This window comes from Halovenus amylolytica (genome assembly GCA_004015825.1).
Lineage (GTDB): Archaea > Halobacteriota > Halobacteria > Halobacteriales > Haloarculaceae > Halovenus > Halovenus amylolytica.
The window spans coordinates 124,857-140,923 of sequence record SAYS01000013.1 but is presented as its reverse complement, the minus strand read 5'-3'; the positions used below and the strand labels follow the sequence as shown (position 1 = coordinate 140,923).

Genomic DNA, 16,067 nt, shown 5'->3' with positions numbered 1-16,067 from the left:
CCACCGCTGTTGGATCGGCTAATCGAAGATGCCCAAAAAATCCATCAGCAGCGTCTCGTGCTTCAGGAACGACTGGCTACCGGTATCCAGCCAAGAACCGCAGAGGTGGCTTAGCTAAAGACGGATGCGACCTGTATACTGAAATACCCACTTCCACCGTCTCTACAATAGAGAAAGACCGAGATCCCACTATTCAGCGTTACTGTCCCTAGAATCCAAGAAATCCTGTGTATCTGAAATCACTCTTCCAAGTGAACTACAGTGTTAGATGAGGGTATTGATACTGCCGGCTGTAAGAAACTGAAGAATTGCGTCACCCCGGGGTAGCGCATATCTTTCCGAATTTACAGCCGGCAGTATGACCAATTACTGCGTGCGCGCACATATTCAGATTATTTTTCGCATTCGTTGAGGACGGAGGCTTAGAACCAAGGAGCGCTAAGATGCGACAGATTCCGGGGTGTCCCTTTCTTCAAAATGACTGGACAGTTGTTTTACTTTCCTCATAACAAATCAAGAAGATCAAGCACTGCATTGACGATTTTATCCACTCTTCCCGTGTCTTCACCGTTTGTTTCCTCTGACGACTCGTCGTTGTCCTCTGGCATAATATAACGCGTATTCTGATGTAACGCTTCAGTCACAGCTATACGTTGAGCGTATATCAGAACAACTGTCGTGTTGCACGGACAGAAACTGTCGTCCCATGTTTTACCGTTTACAGACAGAGGAACTGATATGGATACAATCTACTATCTCCATTTGATAGGGGTTGGAATGACTCTGACTGGCAGCCTGCTGTTATTCGTCTCGGGTGAAACGGTTCCCGCTCTGATGTCACTCACTCTTGCAGTCATCACTGGCTTTTCTGTTACCCGATGGCCGAAAAACAAAGGGACAACTTCGACGTAATGCGGTAAGTCAATCTAAGAAAAGAGATGTTTCTGACCAAGAGAATCACCAATCCGCTTTTTGATTGACAAAATGAAAAGAGAGGTGGAGATATCGATGATGCAATCCCCGTCCAATATCGCACGCCCCTCCAGAAGACAGTTTCTCGCAGCCAGTGGCACAGCAGTCCTAACCACAATCGCAGGCTGTTCACGCCTCGCGAACTTCATCGCAGACCAGATCCTCGAAGATGTCAACGTGTTCAACGAAACTGCACAGCAACGCAGTGGATCGATCAAGCTGACTGATCCGGCAGGCGAGACCGTTCTCGACGACAGCTTCGATCTGTCGTCTTCTGAAAGTGAGGATGATGACAATGACTCGACTGCAGTCTTCCCAGACGTGTGGACCGAGGCTGGTTCCTACGACGCGACTCTCGAATTAGATGCTGATATCGACGGCCAGTCCGAGGCAACTGACACAGTGACGATTACCGATCCTGACGAAGAGATGCTTGCTGTTGTACTTGGAGCGGAGAGTATGGACGAGCCGATCGGATTCCGTGTCGGTGAGGATCTGAGCAGTTTCCAGAACGAGTGAACTACCCCATCCTGCTCGCGCTGACGCGCTTTGCAGGAACAACCGCAGTTCCCACAGGGAACGCAGTCCCCACAGGCGTTCCTTCGGAATGAATCAGATTGGGTGAGACAGGAACTCGACAGAGCGTTCAGAATTGGCGGCCCGCGGGTTACACGACACCGGAACTGCGGGAGGAGCGGTACCGATGGTAACTCACTGTTTGGGTTGACCGGCTGGCCGACGGTCGAAGCGGTCACACGTTCCGGGTGATCGTGGTGACTTCTCCGGTAGCAGAGTGCTGTATCAGTACCGATGCGTCCGTGTTTCACAGCGTGAACCGCTGCGGTTGCATTTTATGTCTTGTCATTGTATCATCAGTTGCGATGAGTCAATCAACGGATACAACTCCCTCCACCCGCTCCTCTGTCGCAAATATTGTTGGTGTTGTCGCAGATGGACAGACATACAAGAACCTGTTATATCTCCTGCTCGCCTTCCCACTCGGGATTGCCTATTATATCATTTTGATGGTCGGATTCACCGTCGGACTCGGACTGTCGGTACTGGTTGTCGGACTCGGAATACTCCTTGCGACAGTGATCGGACTGCGATATCTCGCGTCATTCGAGCGTGGTCTCGCAAATACGCTGCTTGGGACGACCATCCGCAAACCAGACGACATCGAGAAAGCAAGCGAGGGAATTGTCGGGACAGCGAAGGCGTATCTCCAGGCCTCCTCGACGTGGCGTGGACTCGGCTTCATCGTGCTGAAGTTCCCGATTGGTGTGCTTTCCTTTGTCTTACTCGTCACGTTCCTCGGGACAGCAGTCGAACTCCTCCTGATCCCGTTGTTCCCAGGCGGCGTATTCAACGTCCAGATAGCCGGTTGGGTCGTTGCCGAGAGTGTCGAGACCACAACCCAACAGGCAATTGCAGTTCCTGTTGGTGCCGTCCTCGTCCTCCTCGCAGTTCATATTCTGAACGCATTTGCCAGGGCCAACGCCTCGATTGCATCGTCGCTCCTAGGCCCAAATTGACCCGAGGCTGTCGAGTAAGGCCACATCGTATCGAACACCATATGAATAAGTGCTACACACGATCCGTAGTTGTGTGTCACGTCGTAGTGGGCCAGCGAGGTTGTATGCCAACTATACTTCGTCCGTTCGTTGGATCTCAAAGAGAGCGATGCACTCGACGTTAGTTTCATCGTTGCCGTCCAACGTCCCAAATCCAGTAATTTGGAATGCATAGATTCCACTGGAAAGGTCCTGAACGACCGCCATCGTATCCTCGCTCATGGGTGCGGAGTGTCGATGGATACTGTATTGCCAGGTGTACGTTTCGCCACTGGCGACCTCGGTCCACGGTTCGACGTACTCGTCTGGAGCGACAAACGACCACTCGTTCTCGATTTGTTCGTAGATCGACCAGCTGTAGGGGTTTAGCCCGAACGATTCGTCGGTGCGGTTTCGGAGTACGAACTCCATTGTTTTGACAGAGTCATCAGCACCTGACGGTTCGAATGACATCCTCCGCGCCGTGAACAGAGCGGGATCAAAGATCCCGCAGGCAGTCGGGCAAAGCCCGACGACGGCGCGGTTTCCTCTCCGACAGATTCGCTCGCTACGCTCGCTCCGTGAGGTCGGAGGCTCCATCTTGAATTACGGTCGGAACAAAGCCAACGTTCGCACATCAAAATTCAGGGGTTTGTGTATGTATCGTTGGCTCTGCCCCCGTAGTCAGTTTCCCCGATACGACTCACTCTGGTCTGGAATCGCGATACGGATTGTTGTCCCATCTGTGGTATCGAAGGACAACTCTCCGTTGAGTTTGTCCACACTCCATCTGAGTTGCCAGAGCCCGAGTCCACGCCCGTGTCGGAGATTGGTTTCAGTACCGGTTTCGATCGGAACAAGCTGTTCTTCGGGGATTCCAGGGCCATCGTCGTCGATCGTCACGGTAGTTTTCTCAAGATGTTCTTCGACAGCGACAGTGACAGCAGAGTTAGCGTGCTCAACAGCGTTTTCGAGCGCACTTTCGACTGCTATCTCTACAGCCGTTTCATTCGTAACCAGTGGCTTGGTCGTCGGTATATCGGTCCTTAGTTCGATATCCATTTCGTTCCCGCCAACTGCTCCGATCGTCTCCTGAACAGTTTCAGAGATACGTATTTCGGTTGTTTGCTCACCCATCGACATGATCCGGTCAGTTTCTCTTGCCTCGGCCCCGATAGCCGCAAGTTCGTCGACAGCGGCAATGATTCGCTTTGCGTGGTTGGTTTCAGTCCTGTCGGCCAGGACCTCTGCATGACTTCTAATCACATCGAGTTGGTTTCGCAGGTTGTGGCGGAGAATTCGGTTGAACACTTCGAGGCGTTGTTCGCGGTGTTTTCGTTCGGTGATATCGTCGACAATGCCGACGAATCGTCGGTTCCCACTCGGTAATGCAACTGCGTAACCGGTACCGTGAACCCACCGGAGTTCACCGTCCGGTTGCCGGATCCGATACTCGAAATCGTAGCTGTCGTCTGCCTCCCCAGCCTGTATTTCCTCGACCATCGTCTCAAACTCGGCTTCGAGATCAGCGCTATCGCGGTCGTCTGCAGCCTCGATAAATTCCCGTGCGTTCCCATCGAGTTCGTCGATAGGACGGCCCCAGATTTCCTCGTACGCTGGATTGACGTACAGTACTTCCGAAAAATCCGGTTTCGCGAGATAGATTACTTCGTCGATCCGTTCTGCGATCAACCGAAACCGCCGTTCACTCTCTCGGACAGCCTGTGCCCGCTCGACCCGGTCTAACGCAGTCGTCACGTGGTCGGCCAGTGCCTTTGCAACATCAAGGACGGTCTCATCAGCACGAATATCTTCCCGAGTCCCCGCAGCGATGAGACCATGGTCTGCTAGCGGGAGGAGGACACCGGTTTCAAGCGGGTTGTCCGGTGCCTGCTCAGTGGGGCTGTATACGGTTACGGCTCCCTCGACGAAGACATCGTATTCGTACCGGTCAGTAGCGAGTGCAGAGACCAGACCCGCATCGTGTACAGGGTCAGTCGCTGCGCTTGGCTCGAGTTGATCGGTTTCCTCGCCGTCGAACCAACAGATCGCCATCGGAAGCTCGAGTATATCACTCGCAGTTTCGACAGCGATCGTCGCGACTTCTGCCGGTGTTTCGGCAGTCTGGAGTCGCTCTGTCGCCTCCTGTAAGGTCTCAATCGCACGTTGACGGCGCTTGCGTTCGGTAACGTCCCGACCGATCGCCAGATATCGTGGTTCACCGTTGATCACCGCGTCGGTCCCACGGACATCCATCAAATGCGCTCGACCGTTGGTGTCTTCGACTTTCCATTCGAACTCGACAGGTTCGTCGGACTCCATTACCGTTCGAAGATATTCCATCCCCCGTTCGTCGTCGTATCCGTCATCAGGGACGCCGACATCCCCGATTTTCATGCCCTGAATCTCCTCGCGACTGTAGCCGAGTAGGTCGGCATACGATTGATTCGCGTCGACGATTTCTCCGGTTTCAGGATCCCGAACAGCGATGATATCGTTGACGTTGTTGAAGATTGCTTTGTACTCTCGTTCGCGGCGTTTTCGCTCGGTGACGTCCCTGCTGATCGAGACATACTGAACCGCACCACCGACTTCCACAGTTGTCCCCTTCACATCGAGCCATCTCGTTTCTCCATCTCGGGTCTCGACTGCCCAGTCTGTCCGTTTCGGTTCATCTCCGTCGATCACCGCCTGAACGAACTCACGGGCCTGTTCCATCGTGTACCCCTGCTCGGCTGGACTGTAGCCTGTAATCCCCATTTCGAGTATCTCGTCGCGATCGTAGCCAAGGAGATCACAGAACGTGTCGTTGACATCGAGGAGTTCCGCAGTTTCGGTGTCGTGGATCGTGATCGTATCGTTGACCCCATGGAAAATCTGTTCGTATTCTTGCTTTCGTCGTTTGCGTTCCGTAATGTCTCGCACGCTTGCGAGGACGCGCTCGTTCCCCCGAATTTCGATCGTTCTCAGATGGGTTTCACACATGAAGACATCCCCATCCTTCCGCCTGGCTTTGAATTCGAACAGCTGGGGTCCTTCTTCTCGAGCCTTCTGGATCCGATCGAGGACATCCTGAAAGGTATACCCGGGGTCATCAGGCATTATTGGTCGGATCGTCTGTTCGAGTAATTCCTCTCGATCATACCCCGTCAGTTCACAGAACCGCTCGTTCGCTTCCAGAATGTCGGCAGTGGTCGGATCGTGGACGATGAGTCCGTCAGAGACATTTTCGAAGATATCCTTGTAGGTCTGTTCGAGTTTCCGACGTTCGGTGATGTCTCGCTGTATCGAAAGCACACGTTCCTTCCCACCAACTTCGGCTGGTGCGAGTGTTGCCTCCAGCCAGAGTCGGTCACCCTCGCTGGTCTCACCTCGCCAGTCGACAGTCGTCGGTTCACCGCTCTCGTGAACAGTATTGATGATCTCCCATCCTCGCTCTCCGGTATAGCCGTCATTGCTTGCGCTAACTCCTTCGATGCCGATTCTCTGGATCTGTTCGATGTCGTCGTATCCGAGTAAATCACGGAATGTTTCGTTGACATCGACGATTGTCTCGGACTGCGGGTCAAAAACAGTGATGGCGTCGGTGACGCTGTCGAAGATCTGTTCGTACTCCTGTTCGTGTTGTTTCCGCTCGGTGATATCGCGAGCGATCCAGAACACCGTTCGTGATTCTGAATTGGTCTGTAGGGGACCCACGCGAGCTTCGAACCACCGCTTGCCTTTTTTGACAGCGAGTTCGTACTCGATCTGTTGTTGCTCACCGGTTTCGAGCGCTCGTTGTACCGTCTCGAGAAATCGATCGGCGGTTTCCTCGGGCAATACATCGTGAAACCGGTAGCCGAGCAGGTCGTCGGGATCGTCGTACAGCAGAGACTGATCCCCACCACTTATCACATCTAGATATCGCCCATCTTCACTCATGACAAACACGGTATCGGGAAATGCCCGCAAGAACTGCGAGAGTTGGGCACTCTCGTATCGGGAGCCAACCTCTGAGAGACTCTCTCCATCGTCGGCTAGCTTCTGGATCCGCCGAACGAGTGCGTCGATACCGCCCTGGTTTGATTTCTTCCGGATATAATCAGTCACACCCGCGGAAATCGCTTGACTTGCGACTGTCTCATCGCCCTCGCCAGTAAACAGAATAACAGGAAAGCTATCATCTTGCATTCGTATCGCACGAACGAACTCAACTCCATTCATCTCCGGAAGATCGTACCGACTGACCAGACAATCGAAATCGGTGGTATCGAGTCGAGCAAGTGCGTCAGCTGGATCTGACTCAACTGTCAGTTCGAACTGGCCCTCACCACTATCGAGGGCCGCGGCGAGATTTGTCGACGTATCGCGATCCGTTTCGACCTGGAGTATTTTGAATTGTCCACCAGATATCTCGACGTCCGTTGACATAGTGTTATTATTGTTCTACTAACACAAAAATGAACTGTGTTTTAAACATAGGCAGCCTTTTGTGGACGGTTTGTCACGTGCAAGCGAAGAGACAGTTCGTGTAGCGAGAAACTCGAGCTATGGATTCTGTGACACATCAGGGAGAATCCCGCTGCGATCACTAAATTTCACCAACCACTGTCGAGCAGTGTGGCTGATCTCAGGAAGTATCCAAGCCACCGCGGGCATCGGTAAGACGAATGAGAACAGCGCCACCAGTTTTGTTCTTCGGGAACGAGAGTTCGCCGCCGAGTGACTCCGTTATCCAGTTGGCGATCCAGAGTCCAATACCAGTCCCGTGCTTGAGGGGCGTCTCCGCTCCATCACGGACAACACTCCGCTCGTGATCGGGAATACCCGGGCCAGTATCCTCGATGTCAATCTCGACTGCACTGCCATCTTCGTCGGACATAGCGACTGTAATCTCGACGCGGGGGGTTTGGTGATCATTGTGTTCGATCCCGTTTTCGATCAGTTCGGACAGCAACCGGTCGAGGAGGTGTTGGTGAGAGATGATTACTAACTTCTCTGGAGCAGTCACCACGATCTCACAGTCGTCGTGTTCAGCCCGGAATCGGTCGGCAACGGTGCGAACGACCCTTCCGAGATCGACCTCGGACCAGGGGTCGTTCGCTGTTGAGAGGACTTCCTCGACATCTCGTGCTTTGTTTCCCATCTGGACGAGCGTCTGTAATCTCGACCGAACGTGCGTCCGAATGTCTGGATCCTCAATCTCATTTGCGTACGCCAGAGCAACGTCGAGATCGTTTCTGAGATTGTGCCGAAGCACACGCGTCAGCACTTCGAGTTGTTGCTCTCGGGTCTGTCGTTCGGTTACGTCCCGGAGGCGAACCGTCGTACCAAGTTGGCCATCGTCACCATCACGGATCAGCGAGGTCCGAATCTCGAATTGCCGAGGACCAGTGGGTGTCTGGAGTTCCACGTGTCTGTTTTCCTCTGCCGGGAGCTGGGACAGCCCGTCGAGAACAGCCCAGACCGGACGGTTGAGCGCCTCGCTGGTTGGCTGTTGTGTGAGTTGTGCTGCGGCTGGATTCATATCGATAACCCGGTTTTGCTGATCGAGAATCAAGATGCCCTCTTTGAGATTCTCGATGACCTCGTCCCGAGCGATGTACTCCGCGCCCGGATACGGTCTGAACAGTGAGTACGCCCGGAGTGCGTATGAGAAGGCAACTGTGGCGACGAGAAAACCAGCAAACGAAATATCGAACGGGAGGAGACTGACAGTGCCACCCCCGGCTGCCGGCTGGGTCAAACTGCTGGCAATACCCGCGACATACGGCGCGAGCAATCCTACGCTGACCACTGCAACCTGGACGTACGAAACCTGCTTGTATCGGCGTGCGAGTCGACCGAGGAGATACAGCCCGAGAAAGAAAACAGCTGTTACGTACAGCACAAGGATTATAATGATGCTCTGGAGCAAGCCATCGAGGAGCGACGGCAACGACCCAGTGGTGACGGTCCACAGTTCAGTCGCGGTGATTACCGTGAGGATGCTGATCACTGGTACAAAAAGCACGCCAATCGTGCGCAACTGATTGTACTCGCTATGACCAGTGTACCGCCGAATATAGAGATACGAACACAGTGCTGCCACAGCACCCGCGGCAAGTGTCCCCGTCGCGATCAGGACACCAAACAGGTCCGATGTAGTCGGTAGTAACCCGAGGGTGCCGGGCAACAGAGCGAGCAAAGCCCACAAACTCATCGCAAGGAGGGTCCAGAGAAACGAGTCAGCAACTGGGTCTCCCCGGTGGCGAAAGACAGCGATGGTGACAGCAATCATCCCAACCGCAGCGGCAACTCTGAGAATCTCGATAAGAACTGACGACGCTGCAACCATACAGTATACTCACCGTTACGGGACCACACACTTAACTGATGATAACCAGCCCGAGTGGACGTATTTGTACACCGAGTGTCCCGTATCTCAAGGATTTTGATGGACTTGGCCACTACGTTTTCTGTCTGTAATCAATCGCGTAGTACTGATCTCATTTCTGTTTCTCACAGAGAAACCCTGCAAAGAGTTTCTTTGGGAGTCCCACCACCATGTTACTAGAGCCCTCCACGCTCTGTGAAATAATGAACATCGAACAATTCAAATCGGAACATACCCCGACAGACAGCAACGAAACATTCCAACTCGAAAATAGTTACACCCTCGACGTGGCAGTTGACGGTACCCTGATGGCGAAAGCCGGGTCGATGATCGCCTACACTGGCGACCTCTCCTTTACTGGGCAGGCCACGCCGGAAGGTGGCATTACCGGATTCATCAAAGAAGCCGCCACGAACGAGGGAACGCCCGTGATGACCGTCGAGGGACACGGCCACGTGTATCTCGCAGACAACGAGAAAAAAGTCCAGGTTCTCGAACTCGAAGCGGACGACGCGGTCACAGTCAACGGCGAGGATGTCCTCGCGTTCGAGTCACAGATTAACTACGAGATCGACAAGATGGACAGTCTCGCTGGCGCGTTCGCCGGCGGCTTCACCAACGTCTACCTCGAAGGTCCCGGCTATGTCGCACTGACGACACACGCCGACCCACTGGTCATGACACCACCGGTTACGACCGACCCGAGCGCGACGGTCGCCTGGAGTGGGACGACACCGGATGTAGAGGTCAACAAAAACCTCTCCGACATGATCGGCCAGGAGTCCGGCGAACGCTTCCAGATGAACTTCACTGGCACGGACGGCTTTGTCGTCGTCCAGCCATACGAAGAGTTCGCCTGAACGCGTTCTGGATCCGCAGGTTCGTCACCCCCCGAAACCAGACTCCGTGTCCATCGGGGCCTCCCCTTGGTTTTCCTCTCTGATGTCCCGCCACGACGTCATAGAAAGTATCAGTAATTTTTACGATCCTCACTCTGGTGTCATCCTTTGTGAACCGACTGGCACACCAGTTTGGGACATGTAAGAGAATAACAAAGAACGGAGCGCCGACGGATCGGCGTTCAAGATGACGATAGACCTGCGGACCTCTGTTTCCGCGGCGTCAATCCCCTGAGTGCTGGGAATCAGGTAGCAATTTTTTTATCCACGCCTCTGAAATTCGAGTGTATGTACGACCGGATTCTGCTTTCGACAGACGGCACGGTCGCATCTGAACAGGCTGGGGCACACGCCCTCGACCTGGCAGCCGCTCTCGATGCTGTTGTACACGTGCTCTACGTCGTTGACGAGGACGTTGTCACGGCCTACAGCGGCGACGAGTACGTCGACGAAGCCGAAGGCCCCGAACACGGCCTCGAAGAACTCGGAGAGGAGACACTTTCGGAACTCCGTCGCCGAGCAGCAGAGGCCGATGTCGACATCCAGACAGCGATACACCACGGCCGGCCAGCCGAGACCATCGTGGAGTACGCGGACGACCACGATGTGGACGTACTCGTACTCGGAACCAAACGTCGACCAGAAGAATATCGCGCCCTGCTCGGGAGCGTCACCGACCGCGTCCTCCGGTTGACGACCCGGCCGGCAACCGTCGTGAAGACCGAAGTCAGCGAGTAGCGACGGAGCGGACAGTAAACACAGGTGAGATGTGAGAGTGGTATTCCGAAATTTGGGAGGCGTATTTTTACGAGGGCAGGCCTATAATATTAGGAATTCCATAGGAACGACTGGAGGATGTCTGAGGAGATGGTTGAACAGTATACAGAGGATACATCCGGCACGTTCAACTCAAGAACAATATTTACGCCTTGTTTTCGAGACCAGTCCTCCAGGTGTTTCTGATCGACTGCTGTTCAGTCAAGCGACCGCCAGGCGGTAGCAGCTGCGTCAATCACCGCCAGGGCGTCTCGACTCCCATCTGCGTCCCCTTTCTCGAAATCGTCCTCGGTCTGTCCCATCTGGTTAGTCACATGTGCGAAGCAAACGACTGGCACGTCTCGAACCGCCGCGAACGTGTACAGTGCAGCCGCCTCCATTTCGACAGCGAGGATGTCTTCTGACCGAGCAGAGTCAATTGCAGTCTCCGTTTCCCGAAACGGGGCGTCCGTCGTCCACGTGGCCCCCGTATAGACAGGCCGAGAGACCGTTTTGCACGCCTGTTCAACCGGAGCACCGAGGTCGTCATCAAGCGTTCCGTAGCGGCTCGTCGGCCGGTAGTGATGACTCGTCCCTTCGTCGCGGAGCGCACGCTCGATAAGAACGAAGTAGGGCGGATCGTCTTTCGGGACGATCTGTCCCGACGAGGTAATGCTGACGAGAAATCGACAGCCGGCGGCGAACAGTTGCTCCGCAACGAGAACAGCGAACGATGCCCCGACCGCACAGCCAACGATACCGAATTCCTCACCGTTTCGCTCGAATCGGTAGAGATCGGTGTGATAGCCGGGCCACGCGTCATCCTTTCGTGCTTCCCCGGTGGCCATCAACTGGCGTACGATGTCGCCATCTGGATCGAGGAGACAGATATCTGGAACCGAGCGTTTCGAGAGATCCTTCTGCCGGCGGGCATTCTCCAGCAACGCTTCTGGTGTAAAAACAGACGGTTCGGCGAATTCCTTCGCTTCGAAAAGCGGGGAAGAATCCGAGTCAGACGAGTCAGTCATATAGCCTGTATTCACGGAACCATGACAAGGATATTGTGATCAGTCACACGGAGTCCCGACTATCTCGTCGGCGTCAAGCAGTACTTCAGCCACTACCCGCCAGCGCTGTTCGTCTCGCTGACCTACGTCGCCGCCGTGGTCTGGTATCTCCCTGTCGCGGTACTCACCGTCCCAGCGGACCAACTCGTCCCCACAGTGGGCACCCGCGGTGCAGCGGTACTCCTCGGGACAGCTGGGTTCACCGCTCTCGCGCTGTTCGCGTTTTACCGGGCACTATCCATCGGCGACGTCTCCTATGTCGCTCCGATCAGCAAGGTCGTTCCCGTCTTCGTCCTCCCGCTGGAAGTTTTGCTACTCGGCCAGCGGCTCTCGGCACTACAGGTGGGCGGTGTCGTCGTCGCTACGGTGGCCGTCTACGTCGCCAACTACCGGCAGGGGTCTGTGCTCGCCCCGCTGGGACAGCTGGTCCGGAGCAGGGCAGCACTGTTGGCGCTTGCCAGTGCAGCCGCTTTCGGCGTCGTCGACGTCGGGAAACGAGTCAGCATGCAGGCGCTCGACATCACCCCAGAGGGGTTCGTCCTCACCATGCTCGTCCTCGTTGCCGCGCTGCTCTCACCCTCGGCAGTCACTCACCGCGACGCCGTCGACTGGCGGGCCGACCGTCGGCTGCTGGCGCTCGCCGGACTCGTCCTTGTAATCGGCCAGCATCTCGTCGCTGTAGCCTTCGAGACGCTACCGGCGAGTGTCGTCTCCCCAGTGGTAAACACGCAGGCAGTCGTCGCCGTCTTCCTCGGCAGTCTCCTCCTCGGGGAGTCACATGTTCGAATCCGCATGGCCGCCGCAGGACTGGCAGTGTTCGGAGTCGTCCTTATCTCGCTTGGATAGCGGTCCAGTTGGGGAGGGATCTGAAGTAGCCATTTCCTGGCCACCACAAGATATATATTAAACTCTTCTTATATTAGTAATTGCTAATATAAATCGAGATGGCGCCGAAACCGCCACACAGGCCAAAAAACCCAATAAACCGCGAGATGAACCCGATGAGTGACCTCTGTGAGTTCAAAGAATCGATTCCAGCTGCGAACGACATCACGTACCTGAACACCGGATCGAGTAGTCCGAGTAGCGTCGACGTCGTTGAGTCGATGCAGGACTTCCTCGAGTACCACGGCTACGAATCGCCCACCAGAAACTCGGGTATGTCTCCACCAGTGTACGATGTCTTCAAGAAGACACGGCAAGATGTGGCCGAGTTCCTGAACGCCCGAGCGGAGGAGATCGCCCTCACACAGAGCACGGGCGATGGCATGAGTCGAGTCGCGAACGCCATCTCGTGGAACGGCGGTGACACGGTCGTCAGAACCGACCTCGAGCATCCCGCGAGCGTCGTTCCATGGGCTGGGAACGGAATAAACACGCGTGTCATTGAGACGACTAACGGTAACGTTGATCCGGACGACGTGAAGGATGCCGTCACGGACGCACAACTGATCTGTGTGAGTTCCATCTCGCGAAACTACGGGACCAGACTCCCAGTTGCGAAAATCACCGAGATCGCCCACGATGCGGGGGCAGAGGTTCTCGTCGACGCCGTCCAGTCGGTCGGCCAGACACCGATCGACGTGACCGACTGGGGAGCGGAGTACGTCGCTGCGGCAAGTCATAAGTGGCTTGTCGGTCCGTGGGGAGCCGGATTCCTGTACGTCTCCGAGGATGTCATCCCCGAGTTGCGTCCCAGGCACGTGAGCTATCGTGGCGTCGATAGGGACTCGCCGACGCTCGATCCACATCCTGACGCCCGCCGTTTCGAAGTTGGCACGACATCGGCAGCACCGTACGTGGGGCTCCAAACGGCACTCGAGAGAGTTTCGTCGGTGGGCGTGGACACCATCGAAACTCGGATAGAGTCACTGACCACCCTTCTCAAAGACGAACTGCCAGCGTCACGACTCCTGTCGCCGCGACCGTTCGAGTCCGGTCTGATCGCGATCGATGACGACGCCCCAGAACAAACTGTCGAACAATTAGCTGCACACGACGTTCAGGTACGGTCGATAGCTGAACCGAATGCGATCCGCCTCTCGATTCACGCGTTCAATACTGAGTCTGATATCCGCCGATTTCTCTCGGTCTATGACGACATCTGCCGAGGGCGTTAGTAACCGAAAACGTTATATTAGAGCCCACTTATATTAGTATTTGCTAATATGAGTCGAGATGCCCCCGACGCCACCTCACAGAGCAAGCAGCCCAATGGAACGACAGAGAGCGCGTGTTGTACAGGTGTACCCGAAGTCGAGGAAGACGATCTAGTCGCGGACGTGCAGTTGCTCTCGGCACTGGGCAACGACACCCGGTACGAACTGGTCTGTCGTATCGGTGCCGCAGAGGGCGACGTCTGTGTCTGTGACCTGGAAGCCGCAGTCGGTATCAGCCAAAGTGGTGTGAGTCAGGCCCTCTCGCGTCTCTATTCGGCGGGGCTCGTGACCCGCCGGAAGGAAGGATCATGGCGATACTATGGTCTAACTGACGACGCCGAACAGTTGCTGGACACGCTCGCAACTCTCAGAACTGACGATGAGTGAAACACCGCCTTCCGAGGATCCCTCGCCCGACCGCGACGCCGACGCGCAGCGCAGACTCGTCCGGGAACGGTACGCCGATATCGCAACCGACGACAGCGGGAGTTCCTGCTGTTCAGATACAGCAAGGAGTGAGGACAGCTGTTGTGACGATTCGATCGGAACAGACAGCGAGCGACTCGGCTACTCCTCCGGCGACGTCGAAGCGGTCGCAAACGGTGCGGATCTGGGCCTCGGGTGCGGGAATCCCAAGGCCATCGCAGACCTCGAACCGGGGGAGACAGTCCTCGATCTCGGTTCGGGGGCTGGCTTTGATTGCTTTCTCGCTGCGCGGGAAGTCGGTGAAGCAGGTCAGGTCATCGGCGTCGACATGACCCCAGAGATGATCGAGAAAGCCCGAAAAAACGTCGCAAAAAACGACGCGACCAACGTCGAGTTCCGACTCGGTGAGATCGAACACCTGCCCGTCGCTGATGAACGTGCCGACGTCGTAATTTCGAACTGCGTCGTCAATCTCTCACCAGCGAAACAACAGGTGTTCGCGGAAGCGTTTCGCGCACTCGTCCCCGGCGGGCGACTCGCAATCTCTGATGTCGTCCTGACTGCGACGCTTCCCGAGACCGTGAGAGAGGACTCGGATTCACTGGCGGCTTGCGTCGCCGGTGCATCGACTGTCGAGGCGATTGAACGGATGCTCACCGAGGTCGGATTCGTCGACATTCGAGTCGAGCCGAAAGATGACAGCACGGAGTTCATCAGCGAGTGGGATGACGACCGCGACCTGAGTGAGTACGTCGTCGCAGCGACCATCGAGGGCCAGAAGCCGAAAGCCCAGCGGTGACACCTCGCAAAACCACGATCAGCTGTGGGAGACAGTGTATCAATCGAGACACTCGCATTCGCGGGCAACCTGCTGGATCGCGATGCGACCGATATTCGCCCCGTACTCGCCGGTCCGTCGGATGCTATCGAGCATGAGACCGACGGCGTAGGCTTCGGCGGGGTCGTCGTGGGTGTACAGTTCGCGATCGAACTCTCTGAGATCCGTGGTCAGTTCGTCGCGTTTGGCAAGCGCCGACTGTGCTCCCTCGATTCCCGTGTCGGCGAGAATTACATCAGCTGCGGTATCGACGATCTGTCTGGAGGCCGAGGCCAAGCTATCGATCTGCCCCGCAAAAGCCTCTGGGACGGTAACCTCGGGATCGAGTGTGAATCGAGCAATCTTCTCCGCGTGGTCGGCGATGCGCTCGAACTGGCGACTAACGTAGTAGTACTCGAACAGTTCGTCGCGCGTGTATTCGAGTTTCTCGACTTCCTGGAGGTTCGAAAGCGCCCGCCGGAAGTGTCGAGTCACCATCGCGAGTAGCTTGTCAGCCTCGTTATCCCGGTCGATGACTCGCCGCGCCAGCGTCTCGTCGTCGGTCAGGACTGCAGTGACAGCATCCCGGTGCATCCCGAGCATCACGAGGCGCAGCCGGAGGGTTGATTTGCGAATGTCGACGTTCTCGGCGTCGATGAGGTTTTGCAACCGAATCCGGGTGTCGTTGGCTTCGAGCAACTCGAATCCCGAGAGGGTAGCGACCGTGTCTTCGACGATCTTGCGGTTGTCCTCGGGGTGGCCGGTCTTGTCGACCAGTGTCACGGTATCGTAGCCGACAGCGTGGAGGGCGTGAATCCGCTGTCTGATTGCGTTATGCGAGTCGGTCGAGACATCCACGGACGTTGACAGCGTCTCGGTTGTCCGGTCGCCCTCCGGTTCGACAAGCAGCGATCCGTCACCGTTCGGATACAAAGAGAGTGACGAGCTAGCGTCGATACCCTGCTCTTTCGCCCACGACTTCGGAAGCGAAACTGTGTACGTCGTCCCTCCCGAAAGTTGCACTTTGCGCGTCTCCATACAAAACTGCCGCGGGGGGATA

The 16,067-nt window shown here is 55.8% G+C and carries 13 protein-coding genes and 1 pseudogene; 9 read left to right on the top strand and 5 right to left on the bottom strand.

The window, feature by feature from the left end:
* The first annotated feature begins 1,008 nt into the window (after positions 1-1,008).
* Together EOW68_RS11345 and EOW68_RS11340 are read left to right on the top strand one after the other, a co-directional pair.
* Complete coding sequence (locus EOW68_RS11345; RefSeq protein ID WP_431358882.1) at positions 1,009-1,491, top strand: hypothetical protein; 483 nt, start codon at positions 1,009-1,011, stop codon at positions 1,489-1,491.
* Between the two features lie 362 nt (positions 1,492-1,853).
* The gene (locus EOW68_RS11340; protein WP_128225269.1) at positions 1,854-2,507 is read left to right on the top strand and encodes a sensor domain-containing protein; all 654 of its coding nucleotides are present in this window, start codon (positions 1,854-1,856) and stop codon (positions 2,505-2,507) included.
* 111 nt (positions 2,508-2,618) lie between these two features.
* Here EOW68_RS11340 and EOW68_RS11335 read toward each other — a convergent pair whose 3' ends face one another.
* The 3 genes from EOW68_RS11335 to EOW68_RS11325 form a co-directional block, all read right to left on the bottom strand.
* Complete coding sequence (locus EOW68_RS11335; RefSeq protein ID WP_128225268.1) at positions 2,619-2,999, bottom strand: hypothetical protein; 381 nt, start codon at positions 2,997-2,999, stop codon at positions 2,619-2,621.
* Positions 3,000-3,209: 210 nt separating this feature from the next.
* Entirely contained in the window at positions 3,210-6,938 is a 3,729-nt protein-coding gene (locus tag EOW68_RS11330) for a PAS domain S-box protein (RefSeq protein ID WP_128225267.1), read from the bottom strand.
* Between the two features lie 199 nt (positions 6,939-7,137).
* A complete protein-coding gene (locus EOW68_RS11325) occupies positions 7,138-8,844 on the bottom strand; it encodes an ATP-binding protein (protein ID WP_128225266.1) in 1,707 nt (568 codons plus the stop codon).
* A 242-nt stretch (positions 8,845-9,086) separates the two neighbouring features.
* On the opposite strand from EOW68_RS11325, the gene EOW68_RS11320 reads away from it, so the two are divergent.
* Positions 9,087-9,743: an AIM24 family protein gene (locus tag EOW68_RS11320; RefSeq protein WP_128225265.1), complete on the top strand. Its 657-nt coding sequence runs from the start codon at positions 9,087-9,089 to the stop codon at positions 9,741-9,743.
* Positions 9,744-10,070: 327 nt separating this feature from the next.
* The gene (locus EOW68_RS11315) at positions 10,071-10,520 is read left to right on the top strand and encodes a universal stress protein (RefSeq protein WP_128225264.1); all 450 of its coding nucleotides are present in this window, start codon (positions 10,071-10,073) and stop codon (positions 10,518-10,520) included.
* 236 nt (positions 10,521-10,756) lie between these two features.
* On the opposite strand, the gene EOW68_RS11310 is transcribed toward EOW68_RS11315, so the two are convergent.
* Positions 10,757-11,566, bottom strand: coding sequence for a nucleoside phosphorylase (locus tag EOW68_RS11310; protein ID WP_128225263.1), 810 nt, complete (start codon positions 11,564-11,566; stop codon positions 10,757-10,759).
* A 75-nt stretch (positions 11,567-11,641) separates the two neighbouring features.
* Between EOW68_RS11310 and EOW68_RS18705 the strand changes: the two are divergent.
* From EOW68_RS18705 to EOW68_RS11290, 5 genes and pseudogenes are all read left to right on the top strand, one after another.
* Positions 11,642-11,980: pseudogene (locus EOW68_RS18705) on the top strand (EamA family transporter); the annotation flags it as partial.
* Complete coding sequence (locus tag EOW68_RS18700) at positions 11,972-12,451, top strand: EamA family transporter (protein ID WP_431358885.1); 480 nt, start codon at positions 11,972-11,974, stop codon at positions 12,449-12,451. The pseudogene EOW68_RS18705 and the gene EOW68_RS18700, both read left to right, overlap by 9 nt.
* Before the next feature lie 155 nt (positions 12,452-12,606).
* Positions 12,607-13,725 (top strand): aminotransferase class V-fold PLP-dependent enzyme, encoded by a 1,119-nt coding sequence (locus tag EOW68_RS11300; protein WP_431358881.1) that lies wholly within the window; start codon positions 12,607-12,609, stop codon positions 13,723-13,725.
* Positions 13,726-13,773: 48 nt separating this feature from the next.
* Entirely contained in the window at positions 13,774-14,151 is a 378-nt protein-coding gene (locus tag EOW68_RS11295) for an ArsR/SmtB family transcription factor (RefSeq protein ID WP_128225261.1), read from the top strand.
* Positions 14,144-14,989: an arsenite methyltransferase gene (locus EOW68_RS11290; RefSeq protein WP_128225260.1), complete on the top strand. Its 846-nt coding sequence runs from the start codon at positions 14,144-14,146 to the stop codon at positions 14,987-14,989. The genes EOW68_RS11295 and EOW68_RS11290 overlap by 8 nt, the downstream gene beginning before the upstream one ends.
* 39 nt (positions 14,990-15,028) lie before the next feature.
* On the opposite strand, the gene EOW68_RS11285 is transcribed toward EOW68_RS11290, so the two are convergent.
* Positions 15,029-16,045, bottom strand: a complete 1,017-nt coding sequence (locus EOW68_RS11285) for a PhoU domain-containing protein (protein ID WP_128225259.1) — start codon at positions 16,043-16,045, stop codon at positions 15,029-15,031.
* Positions 16,046-16,067 lie beyond the last annotated feature (22 nt).

Excerpts from the sequence above, each read along its gene's own strand:
- EOW68_RS11345 (WP_431358882.1), top strand. The coding sequence starts at position 1,009 with ATGATGCAATCCCCGTCCAATATCGCACGCCCCTCCAGAAGACAGTTT.
- EOW68_RS11340 (WP_128225269.1), top strand. The coding sequence starts at position 1,854 with ATGAGTCAATCAACGGATACAACTCCCTCCACCCGCTCCTCTGTCGCA.
- EOW68_RS11335 (WP_128225268.1), bottom strand. The coding sequence starts at position 2,999 with ATGTCATTCGAACCGTCAGGTGCTGATGACTCTGTCAAAACAATGGAG.
- EOW68_RS11330 (WP_128225267.1), bottom strand. The coding sequence starts at position 6,938 with ATGTCAACGGACGTCGAGATATCTGGTGGACAATTCAAAATACTCCAG.
- EOW68_RS11325 (WP_128225266.1), bottom strand. The coding sequence starts at position 8,844 with ATGGTTGCAGCGTCGTCAGTTCTTATCGAGATTCTCAGAGTTGCCGCT.
- EOW68_RS11320 (WP_128225265.1), top strand. The coding sequence starts at position 9,087 with ATGAACATCGAACAATTCAAATCGGAACATACCCCGACAGACAGCAAC.
- EOW68_RS11315 (WP_128225264.1), top strand. The coding sequence starts at position 10,071 with ATGTACGACCGGATTCTGCTTTCGACAGACGGCACGGTCGCATCTGAA.
- EOW68_RS11310 (WP_128225263.1), bottom strand. The coding sequence starts at position 11,566 with ATGACTGACTCGTCTGACTCGGATTCTTCCCCGCTTTTCGAAGCGAAG.
- EOW68_RS11300 (WP_431358881.1), top strand. The coding sequence starts at position 12,607 with ATGAGTGACCTCTGTGAGTTCAAAGAATCGATTCCAGCTGCGAACGAC.
- EOW68_RS11295 (WP_128225261.1), top strand. The coding sequence starts at position 13,774 with ATGAGTCGAGATGCCCCCGACGCCACCTCACAGAGCAAGCAGCCCAAT.
- EOW68_RS11290 (WP_128225260.1), top strand. The coding sequence starts at position 14,144 with ATGAGTGAAACACCGCCTTCCGAGGATCCCTCGCCCGACCGCGACGCC.
- EOW68_RS11285 (WP_128225259.1), bottom strand. The coding sequence starts at position 16,045 with ATGGAGACGCGCAAAGTGCAACTTTCGGGAGGGACGACGTACACAGTT.